We start from the raw sequence: 26,112 nt of genomic DNA, 5'->3' as shown, positions 1-26,112 counted from the left end.
CGCCCCCCGCCCGTGCCTTACTCTTCTTTCAGCGTCGCGAGGAACGCGACCACATCCTCGATCTCCTGCGCCGTCAGGATCGGCGGCAGCGGCTCAGCCCCGGCCTCGCCGGTATAGGCATCGCCCGGACGGATGAAGCCCTCGACCTTGTAGAAGGCCGGCATCATCGTGTCCTCGAATGTCATCTTGGCATTGGCGATCAGGCCGCGCAGCTCTTCCTCGGTCCAGCGGTCGCCGGCGCCATCCAGCGACGGGCCGATTTCGCCATGGAACGGCACATCCGCCAGGGCTGTCACCTGATGGCAGGCCACACAGTTGCCCTTGGACTTGGTGCCGGCAATCACCGCGCCGCTGGCCGCATCGCCGGCAACGCCGGTCAGCGAGGCTGCAACCTCACCCGATTCGCCATACTCCACCGCCTTCGGAGCAACCTCCCCGGCCAAAGCCGCAGTCCCGGCCAGGCTTAGCGCCAGTGTCAGAGATGTAAGCTTCATGTTTCCTCCCATTGGCTGCCGCTTTTACCGGGCGGCTTGCTTAGCTTTGCATACCGTAGGGCACAGCGCCCCCGCTACGCAACAACAAATTCATTATTGTGAATTTTTGTAAATGATGCGCAAATCGTCAGTCTGTGGACCCATTGTTGCGCTCCTGAATGCGGCGCGCGTGATAGCGCTGGAAATCTTCCCCGTTATCAAGCGCATAGCGCTTTTCATTGACCCATGTAAACATGTCCTGCGTGGTTCCCGCGCCAAATGCGCCAGGCATGATCGCCACCGCGGCCTCGGGTGCTGTGGCATTGTCCCCCACCTCTTCGGGCAGGAACAGAATCGTCGGCGTGAACAGCACCCCCCATTTGCGGGCCATGTCCTTCTCCGCCAGCGTCTCGCCATCAAAGTCGGTGACCTCCACGTCGCCGTAAAGGTTCAGCTGCACGACAAAGAAATTGTCCTCGATATACTGGCTGATCTCCGGCCGGGGAAAGATCTCCTCATGCATCTTGGTGCAATAGACGCAGCCGCGCTGCTCAAAGATCAGCGCCAGCCGTTTGCCCTCGCCGTTGGCCTCCTCCAGGTCCTCGCGCAGGTCCTTGAAGGTGTCCCGCATCCACGACGTCTTGTGCAGCCCGTCGTCGCCCAGCTCCGCCGCTGCCAGCGGCCCGGCCAGAACCACGACCATTAACACTTTCGCAATACTTCTCAGCATGTTGACCTCCAAACCTAACTTAACCGATTGCGCTGAACCCCGGCACCCAGCGGATCATCGCCTCAGCGATCAGCCGCACCCCGCCGGTGGCGATCAGCACCGCAAACAGAACCAGCATCGCGCCCATGCCTTTCTCGACCCAGGCAAAGGCGCTGCGGTGGCGCGCGACCCAGCCCAGAAACGGCTTGGCAAACAGCGCCGCCACCACAAAGGGCGCCGTCATGCCCAGCCCGTAGACCAGCAGCAGCACCCCGCCCCGCCACACCTCGCCCATGCCGGAAGCAATCATCAGGATCGACGCCAGCGCCGGCCCGACGCAAGGCGTCCAGCCGAACCCGAACGCCAGTCCCATCAGATAAGCACCCAGCACGGTGGACGGCTCCGCGCTGCTCTCCATCCGCGCCTCGCGGTACAGCAGCGGGATCTTCACCACGCCCAGAAAATGCAGCCCGAACAGCAGCAGCAGCGCCGCCGCGCCATAGGACAGAACCTCCAGATACTGGCCGAACAATTGCCCCAGCGCGGTTGCCCCCATGCCCATCAGCATGAACACCGTGGTGACCCCGGCGGCAAAACACACGGCCGACACCAGCAGCCGCCGCTGCGCACCCACGGCAATCGCCCCGTCCCCGCGCAGCTCTGCCATCGACAGCCCGCCCATGTAGGACAGGTAAAACGGCACCATCGGCAAAATGCAGGGGGTGAAAAAGCTCAGCAAACCTGCGATCAAGGCGCCAAACAGGGTAATTTCGAGCATCGCACCCCCAAAAGGCCCCACGCGAACGTTATCCGGGCCCGGCTTGTGTCATTCACATATTCGAATTATGTTGTTTCTAACGGTACCGTCAACAGATGGAATGAAACGCATGCGCTCCTTCCGGCATTTGGCTGCAGCTGCGGCCATAGCCTTTGCAACGCTGCCCGCCTGGGCGGCGGAACTGGTGATGGTCGAACAGCCGGGCTGCGAGTGGTGCGCCCGCTGGAACGCGGAGATCGCCCCGATCTACCCCAAAACGGCTGAGGGCAAATACGCGCCCTTGCGCCGGGTGGATCTGCGCGCCCTGCCCGATGATTTGCAAGTTACCCGCAGGGTCATGTTCACACCGACCTTCCTGGTGGTCGAAGACGGACAGGAGCGCGCCCGCCTCGAAGGCTACCCGGGTGAAGATTTTTTTTGGCCTTTGCTTGCAGATTTGCTAAGCGCCCATACAGGGTTTGTTGATAATACGAACTCAAAGGGCGGCAGCTGACCGCCCTGTTGGGGCAAGTGATAGGAGTGCGGCACCGCGGTGCCGCTCAGGAGACGGCACATGGCACTACCACAGTTTACCGCTGACATGGACCCGGAGGAGATGGACCGGATGGTCGAAAACGCGACCAAGGCGTCCAATTTCCTCAAGGCGATCAGCCACGAGGGCCGGCTGATGATCTTGTGCCATCTGGTCTCCGGCGAGAAATCCGTCACCGAACTGGAGGAGCTCTTGTCGGCCCGCCAGGCCGCCGTCTCCCAGCAGCTCTCCCGCCTGCGTCTGGAAGGGCTGGTCATTCCCCGCCGGGAAGGCAAGGCGATTTTCTACCGGCTGGCAGACGACAAACCCCGCCGGATGCTGGAAGTGGTCTATGACCTGTTCTGCAAGGACGACGGCTGAGGCCCGATTGAAATCCTGACATGTTTGACATCCTGACAGAACACCAGTTGGCCGCCTGCATCGGGCTGCTGGGCGGTGTGCTGCTGGGGCTTGCCGCCCGGCTGGGGCGGTTCTGCACTTTGGGAGCTATCGAAGACCTGCTGTATGGCGGTTCGTCCCTGCGGATGCGGATGTGGGGTGTGGCCATCGGTGTGGCGGTCACCACCAGCTTTGCACTGATCGGGCTGGGCCTGGTGGATGCGGGCCAGTCCTTTTACCTGTCGATCCGCTGGATGCCCGCCGCCTCGATCCTGGGCGGCCTGATGTTCGGCTACGGCATGGCGCTCAGCGGCAACTGCGGTTATGGCGCAATTGCCCGGCTGGGCGGCGGCGACCTGCGCAGCTTTGTGATCGTGCTGGTGATGGGCGTTTCCACTTATGTCGTCCTCGCAGGCCCCCTCGCCCCCGTGCGCAACTATTTCTTCGCGCAGCAGGACGTCACCAATGAAATCCCGCCGGGACTCGCCCATTACGCCGCCGCCTGGAGCGGGCTGCCGCTGGCCGCTATCGGCACCGCCGCGGGCCTGCTGATCCTGCTGCTCTCCCTCGCCAATGCCGAACTGCGCCGCGACAGGCAGGCGCTGTTCTGGTCCGCGGTTGTGGGGCTTGCAGTCACCTCCGGCTGGGCCGGAACCACCTTTGTAAACACCGCAGGGTTCGAGGCGCTGCCGGTGGTTTCCCACTCCTTCTCCGCTCCTTTGGGCGAGACGATCCTGTGGACCATGACCGGTTCCCTGCGACCGCTGTCCTTTGCCGTCGGCTCCATCGCCGGGGTCTGGACCGGCGCCTTCCTCGGCTCGCTGATCAAGGGCCACTTCCGCTGGGAAGCCTGCGAAGACCCGCGCGAGCTGCGCCGCCAGATCATCGGCGCCGCGATCATGGGCACCGGTGCCGTCATCGCCATGGGCTGCACCGTCGGCCAGGGCCTCAGCGCGTTTTCACTGCTGGCGGTATCGGCTCCGGTCACCATGCTGGCGATCTTTGCCGGCGCCGCCATCGGGCTGCGCCAGCTGATCGAAGGCTTCCGCCCCGCAGAATAATCCGCTGTCCCCGCGGGGACAGACCGGGGTTTCAGATTGCCCGCGCAAATGTGAAGTCTTGGTTAATTTTCATTAACGATTACATACGTGTTACACGCCATTCCTAAGACATCCGGGTGTATCCGCCCCGCATCCACCGCATAGACGCCCCATAACACTCCGGAGACCGCCGTGAACCGTAAGCAGATCATCAAAGACCCGCAAAACGGAAACAAGGCGGAAGCTTTTGAAGCCTCCGACGACCTTCCGGTGAACCCGGCCCCCAGCCGTACCATCGGCGATGTAATCGCCGCCCGCTATGGCCGCCGCGCAGTGCTGAAAGGCATGCTGGGCACCTCTGCCGCCACTGCCCTGTTCGGCACCTCCGCCCTGACCGCTCCGCGCCAGGGCAACGCCGCATCACCTGCTGCCCAAAGCCGCTATGCCTTTGACGAGCTGGAATGGGGCAATGATGAAACCCACCATGTGGCGCCGGGCTACGACGCCGATGTCCTGCTTCGCTGGGGTGATCCGATCTATGGAGACGCGCCTGAATTCGACGTGATGAACCAGACCGCGGAAGCCCAGCTGCAGCAGTTCGGCTATAACAACGACTACGTCGGCTTTGTGCCGCTCAACGCTGACGGCACCCGCGGCCTGTTGTGCGTGAACCACGAATACACCAATGAAGAGGTGATGTTCCCGGGCCTCGGCCGCCAGGACAAGGCGGAGTTCGCTGGCATGACCCGCGAACTGACCGAGATCGAGATGGCGGCGCATGGCGGCTCTGTTGTGGAGATCGTCCGGGGCCCAGATGGAAAGTGGGCCGTTGTGCGCGACGGCGCGATGAACCGCCGGATCTCGCCTTTGAACACGGTGATGGCTATCGACGGCCCCGCCGCAGGCCATCCGCGAATGCAGACCAGCGCCGATCCCAGCGGACGCGAGGTTATCGGCACCCTCAACAACTGCGCCGGCGGCATGACACCCTGGGGCACCTGGCTGATGGCCGAGGAGAATTTTCACGGCTATTTCTGGACCGACCGCCTCGACGCCGAAGGTGAGCCGGACCTTTCCGGCCAGCCGGAGGCGGCGCAAATGGCGCGCTACGGCGTTCCCGGCATGTGGTACGCCTGGGGCAAGTACCACGACCGCTTCAATACCGGCAAAGAACCCAATGAAGTGAACCGTTTCGGCTGGGTTGTTGAGGTCAACCCGATGGACCCGCTGTCGAAACCGGTGAAGCACACCGCCCTGGGCCGTTTCGCCCATGAGGGCGCGGAAACCACCCTGTCCCAGGACGGGCGGCTGGTGGTCTACATGGGCGACGATGCGCGGTTTGAGTATGTCTACAAATACGTCTCCGGCGGCACGGTGTCAGAGGACCGCGCGGCCAACTCCCGGCTGCTGAGCGAAGGCACGCTCTACGTGGCCCGGTTTGAGGCGGACGGCACCTGCCGCTGGCTGCCGCTGGTGCATGGCCAGGGTCCGCTGACGGCAGAAAACGGCTTTGCCAGCCAGGCGGATGTGCTGATTGATGCGCGGCTGGCGGCGGATGCGCTGGGGGCCACTCCGATGGACCGGCCCGAGGATGCCTCGCCGCGCGGATACGGCACAGCCTATGTGATGCTGACCAACAATTCCAAGCGCAAGGCCGGCCAGACCGATGCCGCCAACCCGAGGCCGGAGTCGCGGTTCGGGCATATCATCGAGATCCGGGAGGACGGCGGCGACCACGCAGCCGCAAGCGGCCGATGGTCGATCCTGGTGAAATGCGGCGACCCGGAGATTGCCGAGGTCGGTGCGGAATGGCACCCGGAGACGTCGCAGCACGGCTGGTTCGGCTCCCCCGACAACAGCGCGATGGACGCAGAGGGGCGGCTGTGGGTGGCCACCGACCAGGGCCGCAAATGGGGCAAGACCGGCAAGTCGGATGGGCTTTACGGGCTGGAGACCGAAGGCAGCCTGCGCGGCCATTCCAAGCTGTTCTTCCGCTGCCCGGTGGGGGCTGAGCTGTGCGGCCCTTGCTTTACCCCGGACGGTGAGGCGCTGTTTCTGGCCGTGCAGCATCCCGGCACCGACGGCACCAAGGACCTGAAGGGCTTCGGGCGCGCTTCGACGTTTGACGACCCGGCCACACGCTGGCCGGATTTTGATCCGCAAATGCCGCCGCGGCCCTCGGTTGTTGTGGTGACCAGACAGGGCGGCGGCAAGATCGCCGTCTGATCCGGACTCCGCCGTTATCAAGCGGAGCGCGCCCCGCCCGGGGCGCGCGCAGGGTTCAGCCCTGGCGGGCCGCCTGCCGCCTGACGCACGCGATTGTGAGCAGCAAGGCCGCCGGCGTGCTTTAATAGCGGGAGAAACACCGTGGAGACCTGCCATGTATGCCAAGCGCCTGACAGCCGTCCTGTTCCTTGCAACCTCTGCCGCAACCGCCGGAGGCATCGCGCCGCGCGACGGCTGGGCGGTGCATGAAACCGCAAAACCCTATGCGCAGCTGATCGAAGACGTCAAAACCGCCGCCAAGGCCGAAGGGCTGGGGGTGGTCACCCAGGCGGGCCCCACCCAGGCGGCAGCGGCCCGCGGCATTACCATTCCCGGCAACCGTGTCATTGGCCTGTTCAACAATGACTTCGCGGTGAAGATCCTCGCCCTCTCCACCGCCGCAATGATCGAGGCGCCGGTGCGGATGTATGTGACCGAGGAGGCGGACGGCAACGCCACCCTGTCCTACAAGCTGCCCACCTACGTCTTTGCGCCTTACGCGGACGAAGGCGGCGCAGGGCTGGCGGCCCTCGCTGGCCAGCTCGACCGCCGCTTTGCGCTGATCGCCGGACGGGCGCTGAAATAACCGCTCCGGGCTGTTTCCGCGATGCTGCCGGCAGCGCAAGGAATGCGCCGGTTTCCGCCGCAGCATTTCTCACACTGGCGTGAGCGGGCTTGCGCGCGGGCGCAGCCTCGGCAATCTGGCGGTAATTCAACGGATTGGACGGACAAGATGACAGATCCCTTGCGCGCAGCCGACGTTCTGGCCCGGCGGCTTTACGAGGCGGGCTGCCGCCATGCTTTCGGGATGCCCGGCGGCGAGGTGCTGACGCTGGTTGATGCGCTGACCAAGGCGGGCATCGCCTTTCACCTGGCCAAGCATGAAAACTGTGCAGGCTTCATCGGCGAAGGCGTTCACCATGCGGACGGTGCGCCAGTCATTCTGGTCGCCACCCTTGGCCCCGGCGCGCTGAACGGCATCAACGTGGTCGCCAACGCCCATCAGGACCGGATGCCGATGCTGGTGCTGACGGGCTGCGTCGACGCGGCGGAGGAGCAGAGCTACACCCATCAGGTCCTCGACCACCGCGCGGTCTTTGCCCCGATCACCAAGGCTACCTTCCGGCTGGACGCAGACGCCGCGGACCTGATCGCCGACAAGGCGGTTGCGATCGCGACAGAGCCCCGCAACGGGCCGGTGCATATCGACGTGCCGATCTCAACTGCGGACGCGCCGGCCAGAGAGCGCAGCATCCGCCGCGCGCCTGCAAGTGCAACCGTGCCAAGCGGCGAGGCACTGGCGCAAGCGCGTTCCTGGCTGGCAGCCTCGGCACGCCCGGTGGCGGTGATCGGGCTGGATGCGCTGCAGGAGAACGCCGGTACTGCCCTCCGCACCTTCCTCGAAAAACACCAGATCCCCTTCGTCACCAGCTACAAGGCCAAGGGCATCCTCCCCGAGGATCACCCGCTGTGCCTTGGCGGAGCGGGCCTGTCTCCGCTGGCGGACAAACACCTGCTGCCGCTGGTGCGGGAAGCCGATCTGGTGCTCTGCATCGGGTACGACCCGATCGAGATGCGCCCCGGCTGGCGCAATGTCTGGGACGTGGAGACCCAGAACGTCATCGACATCGCCCCCGAGGCCAACACCCACTACATGCACCAGGCGGGCCTGAACTTCCTGTCCGCCATTGCCCCCACGCTGGAGGTGCTGTCCGATGGCACCGAACCGCGCGAGACCTGGTCCCGCGGCCGCCCGGCCGCTGTAAAGGCGGCGCTGGCAGAGGCTTTCCCGCAAGACGACGACTGGGGGCCTGCCGGTGTCATCGCCGAATGCCGTGCCGTGCTGCCCCCGGATACCCTTGCAACCGCCGACAGCGGCGCCCACCGCATTCTGCTGAGCCAGATGTGGGAGTGTTCCGAGCCGCGCGGCCTGATCCAGTCCTCAGCGTTGTGCACCATGGGCTGCGCGGTGCCGATGGCGATCGGCCGCAAACTGGCGCAGCCAGAGCGGCCCGTGGTCAGCTTCTCCGGCGATGCCGGGTTTCTGATGGTTGCGGGCGAACTCTCCACCGCAGCAGAGCTGGGCGTGGCCCCTGTCTTCGTGGTTTTTGCGGATGCCAGCCTTGCGCTGATCGAACTCAAGCAGCGGCAGCGGCAGCTTGCCAACGGCGGGGTGGATTTTGCGGAACACGACTTTGCCGCGATGGGCCGGGCCTTTGGCGGCAATGGGGTGACGGTGACCAGCCGTGCCGAACTGCGCGCCGCCTTGCAGGACGCGCTGACAGCAGACAAGTTCACAGTGATTTCGGCAGTGATCGAACGCGGAGGCTACGATGGCCGCATCTGACATGCTCCCCCACGGCGCCCTGAACGGGGTCAAGGTTCTCGACCTCTCCCGCATCCTGGCTGGGCCCACCTGCACCCAGCTGCTGGGCGATCTCGGCGCCACCGTGATCAAGGTGGAAAACCCCAAGACAGGCGGCGATGACACCCGGCAGTGGGGACCGCCCTATGTGACCGATGCGGACGGAAATCAATCCGACCTCTCGGCCTATTTCATGGCCGCCAACCGCAACAAACGCTCGGTAGCCATTGATATTGCAACGGAAGAAGGCCAGCAGGCCATCCGGCGTCTGGCGGCCGAGGCCGATATCCTGATCGAGAACTTCAAACCCGGCGGGCTGGCCAAATACGGGCTGGATTACGCCAGCCTCAAGGATGATCTGCCCGGCCTGATCTATTGCTCCATTTCGGGGTACGGCCAGACCGGCCCCAACAGCCACAAGCCCGGCTATGACATCATGGCCCAAGGCTTTGGCGGCATCATGTCCCTGACCGGAGAGCCGGACGGCCAGCCGATGAAGGCAGGCGTCGGCATCGCTGATGTGATGTGCGGCATGTACGCCTGCATCGGCATCCTGTCCGCCCTCCACCACCGGGAAAAGACCGGCGAAGGCCAGCAGATCGACCTGGCGCTGGTCGATGCCCAGATCGCCTGGCTGATCAACGAGGGCGTCGCCTATCTGAACACCGGCCAGATTCCCAAGCGCCGCGGCAATGAGCATCCCAGCATCATGCCCTATGGCGTGTATGAGACCTCGGACGGGCACGTGATCCTGGCAGTGGGCAACGACAGCCAGTTCTGCCGCTTCATGGAGTTCCTCAAGCTTGAGGGCCTGGCCGAGGATGCGCGGTTTGCCACCAACCCGGCCCGTCTGCAGCACCGCGATGCGCTGAATGCGATCCTGATCCCGTCCGTGCAGCGGTTCACCACGGATGAGGTTCTGGCCGCCATGGAGGCCCGCAAGGTGCCTGCCGGTCCGGTGCAGAATCTGGAGACCCTGTTTGCCACCGGCCAAGTCGAAGCCCGCAATATGGCCATCGGCATGGACACCGCGGCCGGTCCGGTCAAGCTGTTGGGCAACCCGCTGAATTTCTCCCGCACGCCGGTGACATACCGGCACGCGCCGCCCCGCTGCGGCGAAGGCACGGAGGAGCTGCTGGGGTCCGACTCGCCCTTTGACGGGTCTTGAGCAGGCAGAACCGCGGCGGCTTTCTGCCAAGTGTTACAGTTTCCGGCAAATCACCGCCAAAACAGCGCGGTATTTGCCGGCTGCTGACCGCGCCTCTTGCAGAAATTTGCCCGGGAAACCTACACATCCGGTGAAATTTCCGGCCAGGCGCACACAGGCTATCACCAAACCGCGAGCAGGGTTCGCCCGGGCCAATCCTATGGCCTACTGTTCAGCAGGACACAGACACTGCGCTCAATTCAGAACAATGATTGGACTCTCATGACGCATGATATCTTCGGCCAAGACAGCAGCCTGACCGATGCAGCCGCACAGCAGAATTGGAACGCCGTGCAGCTGGGAGTTCTGTCCCACGCAGCCGTGACCGCGGATCACCTGGGCGCGGTGCTGACGGCCGCGCCGGAGTTTGCCCTGGGCCATGCGATCAAGGGGCTGTCGCTGCTGATGCTGGGGCGCTCTGAGCTGGTGCCGGCTGCGCGCGAAGCGCTGCGCGATGCCAAGGCCTGTTACGAGGGCGCCCTGCCGCGTGAGCGCAAATACGTGGATGCGCTGGAAAACTGGCTGGCCGGCCACCCCACCCTGGCGATCCAGCGGATGGAAGAGGTGCTGGACGTCTGCCCGCAGGACACCCTGGCGATGAAGCTCAGCCACGGCATCCGCTTTATCATGGGCGATCCCGCAGGCATGCGCGCCTCGATCGAGCGGGTGCTGCCGGCCTACGCGCCGGACCATGCGGGCCGCGGTTACCTGCTGGGCTGCCATTCCTTTGCGCTGGAGGAAACCGGCGATTATGAGCGCGCCGCCAATGCCGGGCGGCAGGCGCTGTGGATGGCGCCAGATGATGCCTGGGGCCTGCATGCAGTGGCGCATGTGCACGACATGACCGGCAACGCCGAGGCCGGGCTTGACTGGCTGCACGGCCGCGAGGAAGCCTGGGCGCATTGCAACAACTTCCGCTATCACGTCTGGTGGCACAAGGCGCTGATGCACCTGGACCTGGGCCAGATGGATGAGGCCATCGCGCTTTATGACACCGAGGTGCGCAAGGACCGGACAGACGACTACCGCGACATCTCCAACGCGACCTCGCTGCTGTCGCGGCTGGAGCTGGAGGGGGTGGATGTGGGCAGCCGCTGGGAGGAGCTGGCGAATCTCTGTGCCGCCCGGACCGAGGACGGCAGCCTGATTTTTGCCGATCTGCACTATCTTCTGGCCCTGACCGGGCACCGCAAGGAAGACGCTCACCGGCTGGTGCAGCGGATTCACGCCGATGCGGAACGCGGCGGCACCGAGGCGCGGGCGCGCATGGCGAACCCCGGCTGCGCCGCCGCGGACGGGCTGGAAGCCTTCGGAGACGGTAATTACAAGGCCGCTTTCAACCACTTATCCACAGCCCGCGCCACCCTGCAGCTGGCCGGCGGCAGCCACGCGCAACGCGATGTTTTTGAACGCATAACCATAGACGCGGGAATCCGCTCAGGCCAGCTTGACGAAGTCGAAGCAATCCTTGATGACCGCCGCGCCAAGCGGGGCGGCGCAGAGGACAACTATGCGCTTGCCCGCCGCACCCTGATTGCCGAGGCCCGGGATCCGTCCGGGGCCAAAAGCGTACCTGCCGAATAAGACCCTCAAGGACCAAAACCACAGATGTCCAGCGTTGCGCCCTTTCCCGGGCCTCAGAAAGACCCAGCTGCCGCCAACCGCGCAGTGCCCCCGCCGCAGGCGGTCCAGACGCGCGTGCGCGACCCGCGGCTCGACTTCTACCGCGGCATCGCCATGTTCATCATCCTGGCAGCCCATATCCCGGGCAACCGCTGGGCGGGATGGATCCCGGCGCGGTTCGGGTTTTCCGACGCAACCGAGATCTTTGTGTTCTGCTCCGGCATGGCTTCCGCCATCGCCTTCGGCAGCTCCTTTGACCGCCAGGGATGGTGGCTGGGCACTGCCCGCGTCGCCTACCGCTGCTGGCAGGTCTACTGGGCCCATATCGGGCTGTTCTTCTTCCTTGCCGCATCAATGGCGGCACTGGACCTCTATGGCAGCTTCGACAAGAGCTATATCGGCTCCTTGAACCTGCACTGGTTCTTCAACAACACCGTGCAGCAGCTCACCGGCATCTTTACCCTGACCTATGTCCCCAACTACTTCGACATCTTGCCGATGTATCTGGTGGTGCTGCTGCTGATGCCGCTGATGATGGGGCTGGAGAAGGCCGGGGTGTGGGCCGTGGCGATGGCGTCGGTGCTGATCTGGCTTACCGCTAACCCCTACATTCTCGGCCTCGGCCCCAACGGCGTCTCGCTGCCGGCAGAGCCGTGGTCCGACCGCGAGTGGTTCTTCAACCCCTTCGGCTGGCAGCTGCTGTTCTTCACCGGTTTTGCCTTCATGAAGGGCTGGCTGCCCAAGCCGCCGGTTTCCAAGGTGCTGGTTGTGCTCGCCGCCGGTTTCGTCATCTTCTCCGCGCCCTTCGGCTCCGGCAAGGTGCTGGGCTGGGTCGAGTACTGGAACATGGATCTGGCCGATGCCATCCGTGAAACCTGGAAACCGAGCAGCGAATGGCGCGAGAAAACAGACTTCGGCCTGCTGCGCTATACCCACTTCCTGTCGCTCGCCTATCTGGGCTGGGCCGCTGCCGGTGAGGGAGGAAAACGGCTGATTGCCACCGGCCATTCACTGGCTGCAAGAATTTGGTCCGTATTGTTGCAGGTCGTTACCAAAGTCGGCCAGCAATCGCTTGCGGTCTTCGTGTTTTCGATGGCGCTGGCCCGCTTCATCGGCTTTGCGCTTGACCAGACCGACCGCGCGGTTATGACCACGGCATTCGCCAATCTCATTGGATTTTTCCTAATCATTGGCTGCGCTTACGGCGCCGCCTGGTTCAAGTCACAACCCTGGAGAGCCAAGAAATGAGCTCTTTTTCCCGCCGTACCTTCCTGGCTGCCGCGCTTGGCAGCACCGCCCTGTCCGCGCTGCCCGGGCTGGCCAGCGACGCCGAGCCCTTCAGCCGCGACGCGGTGGTGGCCAAGGCCCGCGCGCTGGCCGCAGAGGACTATGCCGAACGCCCGGCTGTGCCGCAGGACTGGCTGGACCAGTCCTATGACGACTACAAGGCGCGCTGGTTCCGCAGCAAGGACGCGCTGTGGTCCAAGACGGACCGCAGCTACAACGTCGATTTCTTTCTGCCCGGGCTCTATTTCCCGCGTGCGGTTCAGATCAACACCGTGACCGGCGGGCTGGCACAGCCCGTGGCCTTCGACCTGTCGCTGTTTGACAAGACCGACAAGGCGCCAGAGCTGACAACCGAGGGCCACCTCGGGTATTCCGGCCTGCGCCTGCGCACTGTTCTTGATGATCCCACCCAGAAGACCGAATTCTGCGTTTTCCAGGGGGCCAGCTATTTCCGCGCCATCGGCATCGGCAATGCCTACGGGCTGTCGGCCCGCGGCCTGGCGCTGAAGACCGCAGATCCCGAGGGCGAAGAGTTCCCCGAGTTCATCGAATTCTGGCTGGAGGCCCCTGCCCCCGGCCAGCGCCACATGGTGGTGCACGCGCTGATGGACTCGCCCTCCGTTACCGGCGCCTACCGGTTCACCATCACCCCCGGCAGCAGCACGGTGATGGAGGTGGAGGCGACCCTGTTCGCCCGCGAGGACCTGAACCACGCGGGCCTTGCGCCGCTCACCTCGATGTTCCTGTTCGACGCCACCAACCGCAACCGCTTTGACGACTTCCGCCCGGCGGTCCATGACAGCGACGGCCTGCTGGTGGTCAACGGCAACGGCGAAACCCTGTGGCGGCCGCTGGCCAACCCCACGCGGCTGCAGGTCTCGTCCTTCGTCGATGACAACCCGCGCGGCTTCGGCCTGATGCAGCGGTCGCGCAAGCTGTCGGATTTCAACGACCTGGAAGCGTTTTACCACAACCGTCCCTGCCTGTGGGTGGAACCCAAGGAGGACTGGGGCAAGGGTGCCGTCACCCTGGTGGAAATCCCCGCCGACAAGGAAATCTACGACAACACCGTTGCCTACTGGCGCCCGCGCGAGCCCTATGCCGCCGGATCGGAGATCAGCCTCAGCTACCGCCTCACCTGGGGCGAGGAGCCGGTGCTGCCGATGCCGCGGGTGATCGACACCGCCGAGGGTGCCCGGATCTTTGGCGGGCCGGGCCGGATCGTCACCATCGACTTTGACGCCCACCCCCTGTTCGAGGACGGGCCCGAAGCCCTTGACGTGCACATTCACTCTCCCCATGTGGCGACCAGCGAAGGCGTGCTGCAGCGCAACCCGGAAACCGGCGGCCTGCGTCTCGCCTTCTACTTCGATCCTGGCGATCAGGATCACGTTGAACTTCGCGCCCAGCTCAGGAAAGACGGCAGCCCCGCTTCCGAGGTCTGGCTTTACAGGTGGACCGCATGAACATGGACCGCATGACCACATGTGATCTTATGCCCCCGGAACAGCCGCTGGCGATGCCGGAGCAGGATTTCAGCAAGGACTTCAGGGACGCCGCCGCCCCCGGCGACGCTGCGCCCCGCCAGGTGGCGCTGTGGCGCCTGCTGGCGTTTTCGCCGGCGATGGCCGCCACGGGTGTGCTCACCTGGGTGATGCAGGGCTGGTTCGCCGATGATGGCTTTTCCGTGCTGGAAGCCGTTCTGCTCGCACTGATCGCCTTCAACTTCTTCTGGATCGCCTTCACCGTCTCCACCGTGCTGCTGGGCCTTTACGGCCTGTCGCGCCGGGAAAAGACCGTGGCGCGCGGCCCCGCGCGCCCGATGAAGGTGGCGCTGCTGATGCCGGTCTACAACGAAGTGCCCTGGTATGTGCTGGGCAACGCCCAGACCATGCTGCAAGAGCTGCACGGCCGCGGCGGCCAGCATGAATACGCGATGTTCATCCTGTCCGACACCCGCGACGACGGGATTGCCGAACAGGAACGCGCCAGCGTCGAGGCGCTGCGCACCATGCTGCCCGAAGGCGCTGAGCTCTACTACCGCCGCCGCGCCGACAACGAAGGCCGCAAGGTCGGCAATATCTCCGACTGGGTACGCCGCTGGGGCGCAGGCTATGAGGCTATGCTGGTGCTGGACGCCGACAGCCTGATGACCGGCCGCGCCATTGCCCGCCTTGCCGATGCGCTGGCCCGCGATCCAAGCGCCGGCCTGATCCAAAGCTATCCGCAGCTCATTGGCGCACAGTCGGTCTTTGGCCGCATGCAGCAGTTCGCAAATGGCGTCTATGGCCTCGCGCTGGCCGAGGGCCTGGCCCGCTGGGCCGGGCATGAGGGCAACTACTGGGGCCACAACGCCATCATCCGCACCCGCGCCTTTGCCGCCTGTGCCGGCCTGCCGCTCCTGCGCTCGCGCTTCGGCGGCGGTGAAAAGCTGATCATGAGCCATGATTTCGTCGAGGCCGGCCTGCTGCGCCGGGCCGGCTGGTCGGTGCGCTTCCTGCCCCGCATCCGCGGATCATATGAGGAAACCCCGGCAACCCTGATCGACCACATCCTGCGCGACCGCCGCTGGTGCCAGGGCAACCTGCAGCACCTCAATCTGCTGCACGCCAAGGGCTTCCGCGCGATCTCCCGCTTCCACCTGTTTGCGGGCGCCATCGGCTACCTGATGGCACCGGTGTGGTTTGCGCTGCTGGTCCTTTGGGCCATCATCGGCCGCAGCGAAGAGGCGTCCGTCATCAGCTATTTCAGCGAGGCCAACCCGTTCCGCCCCAACTGGCCGGATATGTCGGAGCCCAAGCACGTGCTGGTGATCATCCTGATCTACGCGATGCTGCTGGCCCCCAAGATCCTGGCGGCTGCGGCTCTGCCGCTGACCGGCAGCCGGTTTTCCGAATACGGCGGGCCGGTGCATTTCGCGCTGTCCTTTGTGTCCGAGGTGATGCTCGCGATCCTTTATGCGCCGATCCTGATGGTGCAGCAGATGATCGCGGTGTTCCGCACCGCCCTTGGCCTGCAGCGCGGCTGGGCGCCCCAGGCCCGCGACGGCGGCAGCTACTCCTTGCGCACGCTGCTCACCTGCCACGCGCTCGAAACTGTCAGCGGCGTTGCGCTCTGGGCCGGAATTCTGACCGGCACCGTATCGCTGTGGCTGGCCCCGATTGCGCTGTCGCTGGTGCTGGCGGTGCCGCTGTCGGCACTGTCGGGTGTCAAGACAGTGAACCGCATCCGCCACTGGATGGCCACGCGGGAGGAGTTCACCGAACCCCAGATCACCCGCGCCGCCCGCGCCGCCCGCGCTGAGCTGAAGGCGCTGCTGGACGGCAGCCCCGTCCGCGGCACCCCGGCAGAGTAAGCCCGAACCGTAGGGGAAAGTCTCCCGCGCCCGCAGGATACCCCGGCTGCGCCGGGACATCCTTGGCAGCCTTGGGCCCGGCGCCGCGCTGACGCGCTTAAACGCCACGACCTGTCCAAGGGCAGTCCGCCGCCATCACAGAACCACAGCAGCGCGCCCACAAGGGCGCGCTGCCGGGCCCAACGCTTTGACGGAAATCTCTGATTTACGGGCAAAGGGGCTGGAGGCCGCGGCCCGGACCGGGTGCTACGGCACGTTCAGCGCACAGCCGGTTCACTCTCGAACCAATCCGCCATCCAGCCCGCCCAGCCCTTGGGCACCGTATGGCCACCGTCAAACAGCACCATTTCGATATCCGCCCCCGGCCCGCAGTCCCAGCGGCGGCGCAGCAGGCCGTCTTCGCTCCATGCTCTGTCCGGCGCATGAGAGGTGCAGCCATTGACCTGCCGCCACAGTTCCAGCCCGGCAAAGATGTCGCCCTGCTCCCAGCGCCCGCCGCCCAGCACACGGCCTTCCAGCGGCACCACCTCGTCGCGCCAGCCATGCACCTGCAACAGCCGCACCGGTCCCTCGCAGCGCTCCGGCTGCGGCCGCCAGAAGCCACCCGACAGCGGCGCATAGGCGGCAAAGGCCCCGGAGTCGCGGCAGGCCAGGTAATGGACCATGAAGGCACCTGCGGAAAACCCGGCGAGGACGGTCTGCGCCCGGGACGTGCCAAACCGGCCCGAGGCATCTGCCAGCACCGAGGCAAAGAACGCGCCTTCGTCCCGGCCTTCATCAAAAGGGCCGAAGCCCCAGTTCTGCGGCCCGGTGCCGCCGCGTTTGCGGCCCTCCGGTGCAATCACTGCGTAGCCGCGTGCCGTAAGCCCCTGCACAAGCGCCGCGTTCTTCAGCACTTGCGCACCGCTGCCGCCGTAGCCGTGCAGGAACATCACCACCGGCAGCGGCGCAGCGGACGCCTCCGGCAGCACGATGTGATAGCGGCCGTCCTCCACCGCACAGGGCTCCGGCTCCGCGCCGCAGCCCGCTGCCGCCCCGCTGGCCCATGCCGCAAACAGCGCCGCAGCCGTGGCGCCCTTGGCCAGCCCCCTGATCACCCCTGCCACCGGGCCACCGGCAGGTTGCCTGCAATCCACCCGGGTCCTGCCGCAGAGCCCAGCATGCCTTCGGGGACGTCGATCACATTGGTGAAGCCCGCCTCCGCCAGCGCCAGGGTCATCCGCGCCGAGCGCACGCCCCGGGCGCAGATCAGCGCCAGCGGAACGGCCCGGTCCGGCCCCGCCACCGCCTGCAAGGCGGCCAGGAAATCTTCGCGCCGCATGTCGATCTGGTGGCTGCCCACGGGCACCCCCGACGCGCGCCATTCCTGCGGCGTGCGGATGTCCACCAGGATGATGCCGCCGTCCCGGGCCGCGGCAAAAGCCTCTGCCGCGCTCAGCCGCGGCTGGTCATGCGCGGGCGGCTGCCTGCGGTGCCACCAGTAGCCAAAGCCGCCTGCGGCCGCCGCGCCGCCCAGCAGCATCAGCCGCCGCGTCAGGGTTGCAGTATCCGCCTGTGCTCCGGGCATTTGGCCTCCGCATCTCCGCTTTCCGCCACTGGGCCGTGGTCCTGCCCCCAGATCTAGCAGCTTGAAGCTTTCCAATCACCAGAAATGGAGGGTTTCGGACAGTCAAGTTCTTGTTATTGCGCGCGCATCCCCCAAATATAGGCGCAACAATAGTATCAATTCCGTCCCGGGGCTGCGGCATTCTTACCGTATCAGGGGCGGCGGGGGTGGTTCTGGGCTAAAAAATTGCTTAGCACTGGACCAAAAAATAACGACGCGCCAACCCGACAGGAGACCTGCACGTGTCCCTTTTCCTGATTGCGGCCCTGCCCTTTCTCGGAGCCGTCTTCCCAGCGCTTTTGATCCGCGCCGGACGCAATGCCGCAGCTTCAGCCGCCGGGCTGACCACATTCCTCGCCTTTACGGGTCTGATGCTGCATATCCCGGCCATCTTCCGCGGCGAGACGGTATTTGCCGCAGTGGATTGGCTGCCCGCCCTTGGCCTCAACGCCCATTTCTTCCTCGACGGGCTGGGCTTCCTGTTTGCGGCGATGATCCTCGGGATCGGCCTGCTGATCATCCTCTACGCCCGGTTCTACCTCTCGCGCGAAGATCCGATGGGCCAGTTCTACAGCTATCTCTTGCTGTTTCAGGGCGCCATGGTCGGTATCGTTCTGTCCGACAACATCCTGCTTTTGCTGGTGTTCTGGGAGCTTACCTCGCTCAGCTCTTTCCTGCTGATCGGCTATTGGAAGCACCTGCCCGAAGGCCGCCAAGGCGCGCGGATGGCGCTGGCCGTGACCGGATCCGGCGGGCTGGCGATGATTGCGGGGATGCTGATCCTGGGCCATATCGCAGGCTCCTATGACCTCAGCGTGATCCTGCAGAACAAGGAGGCGATTCAGGCCTCGCCCCTGTATCTGCCCGCCCTGATCCTGATCCTTCTGGGCGCCTTCACCAAATCGGCGCAGTTCCCTTTCCACTTCTGGCTGCCGCACGCGATGGCCGCGCCGACGCCGGTGTCGGCCTACCTGCACTCCGCCACCATGGTGAAGGCCGGGCTGTTTCTGATGGCGCGGCTGTGGCCGGTTCTGGCAGGCACGCCGGAATGGTTCTACATCGTTGCCACCACCGGCCTTGTCACCATGCTGATCGGTGCGGTGATCGCGCTGTTCAAGGATGACCTCAAGGCGCTTTTGGCGTTTTCCACCGTCAGCCACCTGGGCCTGATCACCATGCTGCTGGGCTTTGGCACCAAGTTCGCCGCGGTCGCCGCGGTCTTTCACATCATCAACCACGCCACTTTCAAGGCGGCGCTGTTCATGACCGCGGGCATTGTCGACCATGAGGCCGGCACCCGCGACATCAAGCGCCTTGGCGGATTGCGCCACCTGATGCCTGTCACCTTCACCATTGGCACGGTGGCAGCGCTGTCGATGGCGGGAGTTCCGCCTCTGAACGGTTTCCTGTCCAAGGAGATGATGCTGGAGGAAGCCTCCCACACCATCTGGAACGGCTCGCACCTGATCGTGCCCGCACTGGTCACGGCAGCCGCGGTGTTCTCGGCGGCCTATTCCTTCCGCTTCATCGCCCATGTCTTCCTTGGCCCCAAGCGCGAGGATTACCCCGGCCACCCGCATGACCCCAACACCGGCATGTGGATCGGCCCGGCCTTCCTGGTGCTGCTGGTGGTGCTGATCGGCTTTGCCTCGGCCAAGATCGCAGGCCCGATGGTCGCCACCGCCGCCAGCGCGGTGATCGGCGGCGAGAAGCTGCCCTATTACTCGCTCAAACTCTGGCACGGGCTGACCCCGGCGCTGTATATGTCGATCTTTGCGGTGATCGGCGGTGCGGTCCTGCTGGCGCTGCATAAACCGCTGGCGCGCGCCTGGGATGCGGCCCCGCGGCCCGAAGCCAAGGTGATCTTTGAGGGCCTTATCGGCGCCTTCACGCGTCTCAGCCAGGCAGTGACCGGCGGGCTGCACAACGGTGCCCTCACCCGTTACTCCGCGGTGATGGTTACCTTCACCGTGGTGATTGCCTACCTGGCCTATCGCGGCGGCACCCTGGGCCCGCCGACGCGCAGCTTGCAGGAACCCGGCCTGCTGCCGGTGACCGGCTGGTTCGCCCTGGTGGTGGCGACGCTGTTCATCGTGGTGAAGCACCGCAACCGGCTCTTGTCGCTGGTGCTGATCGGCGTGATCGGCCTGGTGGTGTCGATGTCTTTCAACTACCTCTCGGCGCCGGACCTGGCGCTGACCCAGATCTCGGTCGAGGTGGTGACCATCATCCTGATGCTGCTGGCGCTGAACTTCATGCCCAAGGAAACCCCGGTCGAAACCCCGGTGCTGACCCGTGTGCGCGATGGCGCCATTTCGGTGGTCGCGGGCCTGGGGGCAGGCGGGCTGATCTATGCGCTCCTGATGCGCGATTTTGCCTTCCCGACAATCTCGGATTTCCACCTCGCCAACTCCTACAAGGGCGGCGGCGGCACCAATGTGGTGAACGTGATCCTGGTCGACTTCCGCGGCTATGACACCTTTGGCGAGATCATCGTGCTGGGGATCGCCGCGATGGTGATCTTTGCCCTGACCGAGGCGGTGCTGGGCTCCCGCGTGCGTGCTTACCTGTTGAACCGCGAGCCGGACCTGCCGCAGGCGGGCGACAGCCACCCGCTGATGATGGTCGTGGCGACCCGGGTGATGATGCCGCTGGCGCTGATGGTGGCGGCCTATATCTTCTTCCGCGGCCACAACCTGCCGGGCGGCGGCTTTATTGCAGGCCTGGTCGCAGCAATTGCGATCATCATGCAGTACATGGCCTCGGGCTTTGCCTGGGCGACCGAGCGGCAGCGCTATCCCTACCACGCCATTATCGGCTCCGGCGTGCTGATTGCCGCCTCCACCGGCATGGGCGCCTGGTTCAACGGGATGCCGTTCCTGACCAGCGCCTTCGGCTATATCCACTGGGAACCGCTGGAGGAGTTCGAATGGGCCACTGCCGCGCTCTTTGACCTCGGCGTCTTCCTGGCGGTTGTGGGCGCGGTGCTGCTGGCACTGGAAAGCCTGTCGCGCTTCGCCTGGCAGCCGGGCATCAGCTCTGAACACGCGATGGACATCAACCCGGCCCGCGAGGACGCGGCCAAGACCGGGACGGAGGGATAAGCATGGAACTTCTCGTCGCCTCGGCCGTGGGCATCCTGACTGCGGCCGGCATCTACCTGATCCTGCGCCGCCGCAGCTTCCCGGTGATCCTGGGCCTGTCGCTGATCACCTATGCCGTGAACGTCTTCCTGTTTGCCTCCGGGCGGCTGATGACCGCCGCACCGCCGATCCTCAACAAATACGAGGAGGTGGTTTATACCGATCCGCTGCCGCAGGCGCTGGTGCTGACTGCCATCGTGATCTCCTTTGGCATGACCGCGGTGGTGGTGATGATCGCGCTGGGGGCCTTCCTGTCGTCGCGCGATGACCGCACCGCCCTGCCCGCAGAGCCCGAAGGCGCTGGGGAGGACGCATGATGGAGCACCTTCTGATCGCGCCGGTGGTGCTGCCTGCCCTGGTCGCGCCGTTCATCATCATGGTGCTGCGCCACCACCTGGACCTGCAGCGGATCTTCTCGGTCGCCAGCGCGGTGCTGCTGGCCGGCGTGACCCTGGCCCTGGCCGCGCAGGCGGCGGACGGCACCGTCAAGGTCTATGAGCTGGGCGACTGGCCCGCGCCCTTTGGCATTGTGCTGGTGCTGGACCGGCTGTCGGGCATGATGATCGTGCTGACCTCGCTTTTGGCGCTGCCGGTGCTGCTTTATGCCATCGGTTCAGGCTGGGACACCCGCGGCAGCAACTTCCACGCGCTGTTCCAGTTCCAGCTGATGGGCATCATGGGCGCCTTTCTGACCGGCGACGCCTTTAACCTGTTTGTCTTCTTCGAGGTGCTGCTGATCGCCTCCTATGGCCTGATGATCCATTCCGGCGGCACCCGCCGGTTCCAGGCCGGCGTCCAGTACGTGGTGTTCAACCTTCTGGGCTCGACCCTGTTCCTGTTCGCGCTCGGCACGCTGTATTCGGTGACCGGCACGCTGAATATGGCCGACCTCGCGGTGAAGGTCTCGCAGATCCCGGCCGAGGATACCGCCCTGCTGCGGGCCGGTGCGGTGATGCTGCTCCTGGTCTTTGCCATCAAGGCGGCGCTGCTGCCGCTGCATTTCTGGCTGCCCTCGGCCTATGCCAACGCGCCGATGCCGGTGGCGGCGCTGTTTGCCATCATGACCAAGGTCGGCGCCTATTCGATCCTGCGCATGTACACGCTGGTCTTCGGCCCTGAGGTCGAGGCCACCTCCGGGCTGACCGAAAGCTGGCTGCTGCCCGCCGCGCTGCTGACGCTGATTGCAGGCGCGGTCGGGGTGCTCGGCTCCAACAAGATCGGCCGCCTGGCTGCCTTTGGCGCTATCGCCTCAATGGGCACGCTGCTGATTGCGGTGTCGCTGTTCACCCAGACCGCCACCGCCGCCGCGCTTTACTACCTGGTGCATTCCACCCTGGCCGCGGCGCTGCTGTTCCTGGTTGCCGACCTGGTGATGGAGCGGCAGGGCGGCTGGATCCTGCCGCAGCTGCCGATGCCGCAGACCGGGCTGATCTCGGCGCTGTTCTTTGCCGCCGCCATCGCGCTGGCGGGGATGCCGCCGCTGTCGGGATTCCTGGGCAAGCTGCTGGTGCTCGATGCCACCCGCGGCTCCGAACTCGCCACCTGGATCTGGGCGGTGATCCTCATCGGGTCGCTGATCACCATCATCGGCATGGCGCGCGCAGGCTCGCTGCTGTTCTGGAAAGGCCACGGCCTGCCGCAGCAGAACACCGGCACCAGCGAGGAGCCCCCGGTGGAAGATCTGGCCTCCAGACCGGCCCCGCTGCCGTTTGTCGCGTGCTTCGGGCTTCTGGCAGGGCTTGTGGCGCTCACCGTCTTTGCGGGCCCCGCCACCCGCTATGCCGAGGCCACCGCGGCGCAGCTCTTTGCGCCTGAAGCCTATATCGGTACCGTGCTGGGGGAGGAGGAGAAATGAAACTGTTCCGGCGGCTGCTGCCGCACCCATTGCTCACACTGCTGCTGACCCTCACCTGGCTGCTGCTTGTCAACGGATGGTCGCTGAACTCGCTGCTCTTCGGCTTTATGCTGGGGGTGCTGATCCCGTTTTTCACCCAGCCCTACTGGCCCAACCGGCCGCGGCTCAGCAAACCGCTGAAGATCGCGGAATACGTCCTGGTCGTTCTGATGGACATCATTCAGGCCAATATCATCGTGGCCCGGATCGTGCTGTTCAAACCCAACGCCGACCGCCGCCCCAACTGGATCACCATCCCGCTGGACCTGAAAACGCCCGAGGCGATCACCGCCCTGGCGGGCACCATCACCATGACGCCCGGCACCCTGTCGGCGGATGTTTCGGACGAGGGCCACGCGCTGCTGGTCCACTGCCTGGACGCGCCTAACCCGGACGCGGTGCGCGACGAGATCAAACAGCGCTATGAGCGCCGGCTGATGGAGATCTTCGAATGATCGAAAACGCTGCCTATTTCGCCTTTGCCTGTTTCGCCCTGGCGATGCTGATGAACCTGTGGAAGGTCGTCACCGCCCCGGATATCGCCGACCGCATCCTGGCGCTCGATACCATGTTCATCAACGCCATCGCGCTGATGGTGCTTTACGGCATGGCGCTGGGGACCGAGATGTTCTTTGAGGCGGCGATGATCATCGCCATGCTCGGCTTTGTCTCCACCGTGGCCTACGCGCGCTTCATCCTGCGCGGCAACATCATCGAGTGAGGGGGAAAGATGGCAAGCCTGTTTGAATTCCTTGTCGCCGCCTTCCTGGTGATTGCCGGGATCTTCGGCATTGTCGGCTCCTTCGGGCTGATCAAGCTCGACGATCCGATGTCGCGCCTGCACGCGCCGACCAAGGCCACCACCCTGGGGGTCGGCGGGGTGCTGCTGGCGTCGCTGCTGCATGCGGCAGTGTTCGAGGAATATGTCTCGATCCACGAGCTGATGATCACCATGTTCCTGTTCCTGACCGCGCCGATCACCGCGAATTTCATTGCCAAGGTGCATATTCACCGGCAAGAAACCCGCGAAACCATGCCCCCGGCGGGCGAGGATGACCATTGGGCCACCCATGACACGCCGGAGGACGAGGAACAGAGAACCGCAGGCCGCCCGGACGCCGCGCAATAAGCGCTGCCGCGACACCGGGACAGGCCCGCCGAAGAGGCAGGACAGCATATGGAACCTTCGCGATTGCCGCTCACCCGCGACCTGGTGCTGATCGGCGGCGGTCACACCCACGCGCTGGTGCTGCGCAAATGGGGCATGCGGCCCCTGCCCGGCGCCCGGCTGACGGTCATCAACCCGGGTCCCTCCGCACCTTATTCCGGCATGCTGCCCGGCTTCGTGGCAGGCCACTACGCGCGCGAGGAGCTGGACATCGACCTGGTGCGCCTTGCGCGTTTTGCAGGCGCCCGCGTGGTGCTGGGCGCGGCAGAGCATATCGACACGGCTTCCCAACTGGTGCATGTGCCGGGCCGCCCGCCAATTGCCTATGACGTGGCCTCGATCGATGTCGGCATCACCTCTGCCATGCCGGACCTGCCGGGCTTTGCCGAGCACGGCATCCCGGCCAAGCCGCTGGGACGCTTCGCCGCCCAGTGGGCCGCCTTCCGCGAGGGCAGCGGCCCCGCCCATGCCGCGGTGATCGGCGGCGGCGTTGCCGGCGCGGAGCTGATCCTGGCCATGGCCTATGCCCTGAAATCCCGCGGCCGCCTGGCCCAGGCGACGCTGATCGACAGCGACCAGGCCTTGCGCGCCATCGGGGACACCGCCCGCCGCAAGCTCCTGCGCGCTCTGGTGGAACAAGGCGTCCGGCTGGAGGAGAACGCGCCGGTCGAGCGGATCGAGGACGGCTATATCGTCCTGCAGGACGGGCGCGAGGTCCTGTCGGATTTCACCACCGGCGCCGCGGGCGCCCGCCCCTACGGCTGGCTCGCAGACAGCGGGCTTGACCTGCAAGACGGGTTCATCCGGGTGGGTGAAACCCTGCAAACCTCCGCCGCCAATGTCTTTGCCGCGGGCGACTGCGCCCATATGGACTTTGCCCCGCGCCCCAAGGCCGGCGTCTATGCCGTGCGCCAGGCCCCGGTGCTCTGCCACAACCTGCGCGGCCTCCTGACCGGAGATCCCTTGCGCAAGTACCGCCCGCAGAAGGATTACCTGAAACTGATCTCCATGGGCTCCAGGGAAGCGCTGGGGGAGCGTTTCGGCACCACACTGGCGGGGCCGATGATGTGGAGCTGGAAGGACAGGATCGACCAGGCCTTCATGGAGAAGTTCCGCGACCTGCCTGCGATGGACCCGCCTGACCTGCCGGCCGAACACACGCAAGGCATGGAGGAGGCGCTGGGGGACAAGCCCCTCTGCGGCGGCTGCGGCGCCAAGGTCGGCCGCGGCGCGCTGCTGGGCACGGTGGCCGGGCTGAACAGCCATGGCCGTGATGACATCACCCCCCTGCCCGGCGACGATGCCGCGCTGCTGACCACCGGCGGCGTTAAACAGGTCATCAGCACCGACCACCTGCGCAGTTTCACCAACGACCCGGTCATTATGGCCCGCATCGCCGCCGTGCACGCGCTTGGCGATATCTGGGCAATGGGCGCGGCCCCGCAGGCAGCCACCGCCAACCTGATCCTGCCGCGCATGTCGCAGGAATTGCAGTCCCGCACCCTGCAGGAAATCATGGCAGCCGCCACGGAGGTCATGCAGGACGCAGGCGCCGCCATCGTCGGCGGCCACACGTCGCTGGGTGATGAGCTGACCGTGGGCTTCACTGTTACCGGCCTCTGCCCCCGCGCCCCGATCACCCTTGCAGGCGCCAAGCCCGGCGACGCGCTGATCCTGACCAAGCCCATCGGCTCCGGCGTGCTGATGGCCGCCGAGATGGCGGGCGAGGCCAAGGGAGACTGGGTGGCCGCCGCGCTGGAGCAGATGAGCCAGCCGCAAGGCGCCGCCGCCCTCATCCTGCAGGACGCCCATGCCATGACCGACGTGACTGGCTTTGGCCTCCTCGGCCACCTGCTCGGCATCTGCGAGGCCTCCCGCGCAGGCGCCGAGGTCTTCACTGGTCAGGTGCCCCTGATGCAGGGCGCCGCCGAACTGGCCGAGCGCGGCATCCGCTCCTCGCTGCTGCCTGCCAACCAGGCGGCGCTGCCGGAGTTGAAAACCGCCGGCTGGCAGGACCTGCTGTTCGACCCGCAAACCGCAGGCGGACTCCTGGCGGCTGTTGCCGCAGACCGGGTGGAAAACCTGCTGGAGCAGCTGCGCGCTGCGGGCTGCCCCGCAGCCATTATCGGCAAAGTGACGTCAAACCCGGGGGCAATCACGTTCAGCAGCTAACGGCTGCCGGTCCAAGGAAAACTCCGGACCGGATAGAAGCGCTGCTCCTGGCCTTCTCCTTTGCAAAAATACTCCCGCCGGAGGCGCGCTGCGCGCTAGCGCAGCGCCACGCCCAAC

23 protein-coding genes are annotated in these 26,112 nt (G+C 65.5%); 18 read left to right on the top strand and 5 right to left on the bottom strand.

Annotation, left to right across the window (positions count from 1 at the left end):
- Positions 1–17: 17 nt before the first annotated feature.
- The 3 genes from soxX to AC5STI_RS02770 all read right to left on the bottom strand — a co-directional run bounded on the left by soxX (position 18) and on the right by AC5STI_RS02770 (position 1,960).
- A complete protein-coding gene (gene soxX, locus AC5STI_RS02780; protein WP_475051396.1) occupies positions 18–494 on the bottom strand; it encodes a sulfur oxidation c-type cytochrome SoxX in 477 nt (158 codons plus the stop codon).
- 127 nt (positions 495–621) lie between these two features.
- Positions 622–1,203 (bottom strand): thioredoxin family protein, encoded by a 582-nt coding sequence (locus tag AC5STI_RS02775; RefSeq protein WP_495445504.1) that lies wholly within the window; start codon positions 1,201–1,203, stop codon positions 622–624.
- A gap of 19 nt (positions 1,204–1,222) precedes the next feature.
- Positions 1,223–1,960 (bottom strand): cytochrome c biogenesis CcdA family protein, encoded by a 738-nt coding sequence (locus AC5STI_RS02770; RefSeq protein ID WP_495445503.1) that lies wholly within the window; start codon positions 1,958–1,960, stop codon positions 1,223–1,225.
- A gap of 109 nt (positions 1,961–2,069) precedes the next feature.
- Here AC5STI_RS02770 and AC5STI_RS02765 point away from each other — a divergent pair, with 109 nt between their 5' ends.
- The 11 genes from AC5STI_RS02765 to mdoH all read left to right on the top strand — a co-directional run bounded on the left by AC5STI_RS02765 (position 2,070) and on the right by mdoH (position 16,012).
- The gene (locus tag AC5STI_RS02765; protein WP_490399565.1) at positions 2,070–2,453 is read left to right on the top strand and encodes a hypothetical protein; all 384 of its coding nucleotides are present in this window, start codon (positions 2,070–2,072) and stop codon (positions 2,451–2,453) included.
- A gap of 60 nt (positions 2,454–2,513) precedes the next feature.
- The gene (locus AC5STI_RS02760; RefSeq protein WP_475051393.1) at positions 2,514–2,852 is read left to right on the top strand and encodes an ArsR/SmtB family transcription factor; all 339 of its coding nucleotides are present in this window, start codon (positions 2,514–2,516) and stop codon (positions 2,850–2,852) included.
- A 20-nt stretch (positions 2,853–2,872) separates the two neighbouring features.
- Positions 2,873–3,931, top strand: coding sequence for a YeeE/YedE family protein (locus AC5STI_RS02755; protein ID WP_495445502.1), 1,059 nt, complete (start codon positions 2,873–2,875; stop codon positions 3,929–3,931).
- A gap of 171 nt (positions 3,932–4,102) precedes the next feature.
- On the top strand, positions 4,103–6,136 hold the full coding sequence (locus tag AC5STI_RS02750) for a PhoX family protein (RefSeq protein ID WP_495445501.1): 2,034 nt from the start codon (positions 4,103–4,105) through the stop codon (positions 6,134–6,136).
- Positions 6,137–6,290: 154 nt separating this feature from the next.
- Positions 6,291–6,761 (top strand): DUF302 domain-containing protein, encoded by a 471-nt coding sequence (locus AC5STI_RS02745; protein ID WP_495445500.1) that lies wholly within the window; start codon positions 6,291–6,293, stop codon positions 6,759–6,761.
- A 147-nt stretch (positions 6,762–6,908) separates the two neighbouring features.
- Complete coding sequence (locus tag AC5STI_RS02740) at positions 6,909–8,522, top strand: thiamine pyrophosphate-binding protein (protein WP_495445499.1); 1,614 nt, start codon at positions 6,909–6,911, stop codon at positions 8,520–8,522.
- Positions 8,509–9,708, top strand: coding sequence for a CaiB/BaiF CoA transferase family protein (locus AC5STI_RS02735; RefSeq protein ID WP_495445498.1), 1,200 nt, complete (start codon positions 8,509–8,511; stop codon positions 9,706–9,708). Before AC5STI_RS02740 ends, AC5STI_RS02735 begins: the two co-directional genes overlap by 14 nt.
- Before the next feature lie 261 nt (positions 9,709–9,969).
- Positions 9,970–11,331 carry a tetratricopeptide repeat protein gene (locus AC5STI_RS02730; protein WP_495445497.1) on the top strand — a complete coding sequence of 454 codons (1,362 nt, stop codon included), beginning with the start codon at positions 9,970–9,972 and terminating at the stop codon, positions 11,329–11,331.
- 24 nt (positions 11,332–11,355) lie between these two features.
- On the top strand, positions 11,356–12,618 hold the full coding sequence (locus AC5STI_RS02725) for an OpgC family protein (RefSeq protein WP_495445496.1): 1,263 nt from the start codon (positions 11,356–11,358) through the stop codon (positions 12,616–12,618).
- Positions 12,615–14,123 carry an OpgD/OpgG family glucan biosynthesis protein gene (locus AC5STI_RS02720; RefSeq protein WP_495445495.1) on the top strand — a complete coding sequence of 503 codons (1,509 nt, stop codon included), beginning with the start codon at positions 12,615–12,617 and terminating at the stop codon, positions 14,121–14,123. Before AC5STI_RS02725 ends, AC5STI_RS02720 begins: the two co-directional genes overlap by 4 nt.
- A gap of 2 nt (positions 14,124–14,125) precedes the next feature.
- Positions 14,126–16,012 carry a glucans biosynthesis glucosyltransferase MdoH gene (mdoH, locus tag AC5STI_RS02715; protein WP_495447722.1) on the top strand — a complete coding sequence of 629 codons (1,887 nt, stop codon included), beginning with the start codon at positions 14,126–14,128 and terminating at the stop codon, positions 16,010–16,012.
- 257 nt (positions 16,013–16,269) lie between these two features.
- Here mdoH and AC5STI_RS02710 read toward each other — a convergent pair whose 3' ends face one another.
- Both AC5STI_RS02710 and AC5STI_RS02705 read right to left on the bottom strand, forming a co-directional pair.
- Positions 16,270–17,109 carry a CE1 family esterase gene (locus AC5STI_RS02710; protein WP_495447721.1) on the bottom strand — a complete coding sequence of 280 codons (840 nt, stop codon included), beginning with the start codon at positions 17,107–17,109 and terminating at the stop codon, positions 16,270–16,272.
- Positions 17,106–17,579, bottom strand: a complete 474-nt coding sequence (locus AC5STI_RS02705; protein ID WP_495445494.1) for a rhodanese-like domain-containing protein — start codon at positions 17,577–17,579, stop codon at positions 17,106–17,108. Before AC5STI_RS02705 ends, AC5STI_RS02710 begins: the two co-directional genes overlap by 4 nt.
- A gap of 281 nt (positions 17,580–17,860) precedes the next feature.
- On the opposite strand from AC5STI_RS02705, the gene AC5STI_RS02700 reads away from it, so the two are divergent.
- Genes AC5STI_RS02700 through selD form a run of 7 tightly spaced genes read left to right on the top strand, consistent with a single transcriptional unit; the run spans position 17,861 to position 25,995 of the window.
- Positions 17,861–20,722: a monovalent cation/H+ antiporter subunit A gene (locus tag AC5STI_RS02700; protein WP_495445493.1), complete on the top strand. Its 2,862-nt coding sequence runs from the start codon at positions 17,861–17,863 to the stop codon at positions 20,720–20,722.
- A gap of 2 nt (positions 20,723–20,724) precedes the next feature.
- Positions 20,725–21,078, top strand: coding sequence for a Na+/H+ antiporter subunit C (locus tag AC5STI_RS02695; RefSeq protein ID WP_475051377.1), 354 nt, complete (start codon positions 20,725–20,727; stop codon positions 21,076–21,078).
- Positions 21,078–22,616, top strand: coding sequence for a monovalent cation/H+ antiporter subunit D (locus tag AC5STI_RS02690; RefSeq protein WP_495447720.1), 1,539 nt, complete (start codon positions 21,078–21,080; stop codon positions 22,614–22,616). The genes AC5STI_RS02695 and AC5STI_RS02690 overlap by 1 nt, the downstream gene beginning before the upstream one ends.
- Positions 22,613–23,110 (top strand): Na+/H+ antiporter subunit E, encoded by a 498-nt coding sequence (locus AC5STI_RS02685; protein WP_475051376.1) that lies wholly within the window; start codon positions 22,613–22,615, stop codon positions 23,108–23,110. The genes AC5STI_RS02690 and AC5STI_RS02685 overlap by 4 nt, the downstream gene beginning before the upstream one ends.
- The gene (locus AC5STI_RS02680) at positions 23,107–23,376 is read left to right on the top strand and encodes a K+/H+ antiporter subunit F (protein ID WP_421056042.1); all 270 of its coding nucleotides are present in this window, start codon (positions 23,107–23,109) and stop codon (positions 23,374–23,376) included. Before AC5STI_RS02685 ends, AC5STI_RS02680 begins: the two co-directional genes overlap by 4 nt.
- A gap of 9 nt (positions 23,377–23,385) precedes the next feature.
- Complete coding sequence (locus AC5STI_RS02675; RefSeq protein ID WP_495445492.1) at positions 23,386–23,784, top strand: Na+/H+ antiporter subunit G; 399 nt, start codon at positions 23,386–23,388, stop codon at positions 23,782–23,784.
- Between the two features lie 48 nt (positions 23,785–23,832).
- Positions 23,833–25,995, top strand: coding sequence for a selenide, water dikinase SelD (gene selD, locus AC5STI_RS02670; RefSeq protein WP_495445491.1), 2,163 nt, complete (start codon positions 23,833–23,835; stop codon positions 25,993–25,995).
- Positions 25,996–26,112: the final 117 nt, after the last annotated feature.

This window comes from Leisingera sp. CC-HEC096, assembly GCF_059429235.1.
This window is presented reverse-complemented; position numbering and strand designations above follow the sequence as displayed.

Excerpts from the sequence above, each read along its gene's own strand:
- AC5STI_RS02690 (WP_495447720.1), top strand. The coding sequence starts at position 21,078 with ATGGAGCACCTTCTGATCGCGCCGGTGGTGCTGCCTGCCCTGGTCGCG.
- AC5STI_RS02775 (WP_495445504.1), bottom strand. The coding sequence starts at position 1,203 with ATGCTGAGAAGTATTGCGAAAGTGTTAATGGTCGTGGTTCTGGCCGGG.
- soxX (WP_475051396.1), bottom strand. The coding sequence starts at position 494 with ATGAAGCTTACATCTCTGACACTGGCGCTAAGCCTGGCCGGGACTGCG.
- AC5STI_RS02680 (WP_421056042.1), top strand. The coding sequence starts at position 23,107 with ATGATCGAAAACGCTGCCTATTTCGCCTTTGCCTGTTTCGCCCTGGCG.
- AC5STI_RS02705 (WP_495445494.1), bottom strand. The coding sequence starts at position 17,579 with ATGCCCGGAGCACAGGCGGATACTGCAACCCTGACGCGGCGGCTGATG.
- AC5STI_RS02740 (WP_495445499.1), top strand. The coding sequence starts at position 6,909 with ATGACAGATCCCTTGCGCGCAGCCGACGTTCTGGCCCGGCGGCTTTAC.
- AC5STI_RS02685 (WP_475051376.1), top strand. The coding sequence starts at position 22,613 with ATGAAACTGTTCCGGCGGCTGCTGCCGCACCCATTGCTCACACTGCTG.
- AC5STI_RS02760 (WP_475051393.1), top strand. The coding sequence starts at position 2,514 with ATGGCACTACCACAGTTTACCGCTGACATGGACCCGGAGGAGATGGAC.
- AC5STI_RS02695 (WP_475051377.1), top strand. The coding sequence starts at position 20,725 with ATGGAACTTCTCGTCGCCTCGGCCGTGGGCATCCTGACTGCGGCCGGC.
- AC5STI_RS02755 (WP_495445502.1), top strand. The coding sequence starts at position 2,873 with ATGTTTGACATCCTGACAGAACACCAGTTGGCCGCCTGCATCGGGCTG.
- AC5STI_RS02735 (WP_495445498.1), top strand. The coding sequence starts at position 8,509 with ATGGCCGCATCTGACATGCTCCCCCACGGCGCCCTGAACGGGGTCAAG.
- selD (WP_495445491.1), top strand. The coding sequence starts at position 23,833 with ATGGAACCTTCGCGATTGCCGCTCACCCGCGACCTGGTGCTGATCGGC.
- AC5STI_RS02725 (WP_495445496.1), top strand. The coding sequence starts at position 11,356 with ATGTCCAGCGTTGCGCCCTTTCCCGGGCCTCAGAAAGACCCAGCTGCC.
- mdoH (WP_495447722.1), top strand. The coding sequence starts at position 14,126 with ATGGACCGCATGACCACATGTGATCTTATGCCCCCGGAACAGCCGCTG.
- AC5STI_RS02675 (WP_495445492.1), top strand. The coding sequence starts at position 23,386 with ATGGCAAGCCTGTTTGAATTCCTTGTCGCCGCCTTCCTGGTGATTGCC.
- AC5STI_RS02765 (WP_490399565.1), top strand. The coding sequence starts at position 2,070 with ATGCGCTCCTTCCGGCATTTGGCTGCAGCTGCGGCCATAGCCTTTGCA.
- AC5STI_RS02720 (WP_495445495.1), top strand. The coding sequence starts at position 12,615 with ATGAGCTCTTTTTCCCGCCGTACCTTCCTGGCTGCCGCGCTTGGCAGC.
- AC5STI_RS02745 (WP_495445500.1), top strand. The coding sequence starts at position 6,291 with ATGTATGCCAAGCGCCTGACAGCCGTCCTGTTCCTTGCAACCTCTGCC.
- AC5STI_RS02770 (WP_495445503.1), bottom strand. The coding sequence starts at position 1,960 with ATGCTCGAAATTACCCTGTTTGGCGCCTTGATCGCAGGTTTGCTGAGC.
- AC5STI_RS02730 (WP_495445497.1), top strand. The coding sequence starts at position 9,970 with ATGACGCATGATATCTTCGGCCAAGACAGCAGCCTGACCGATGCAGCC.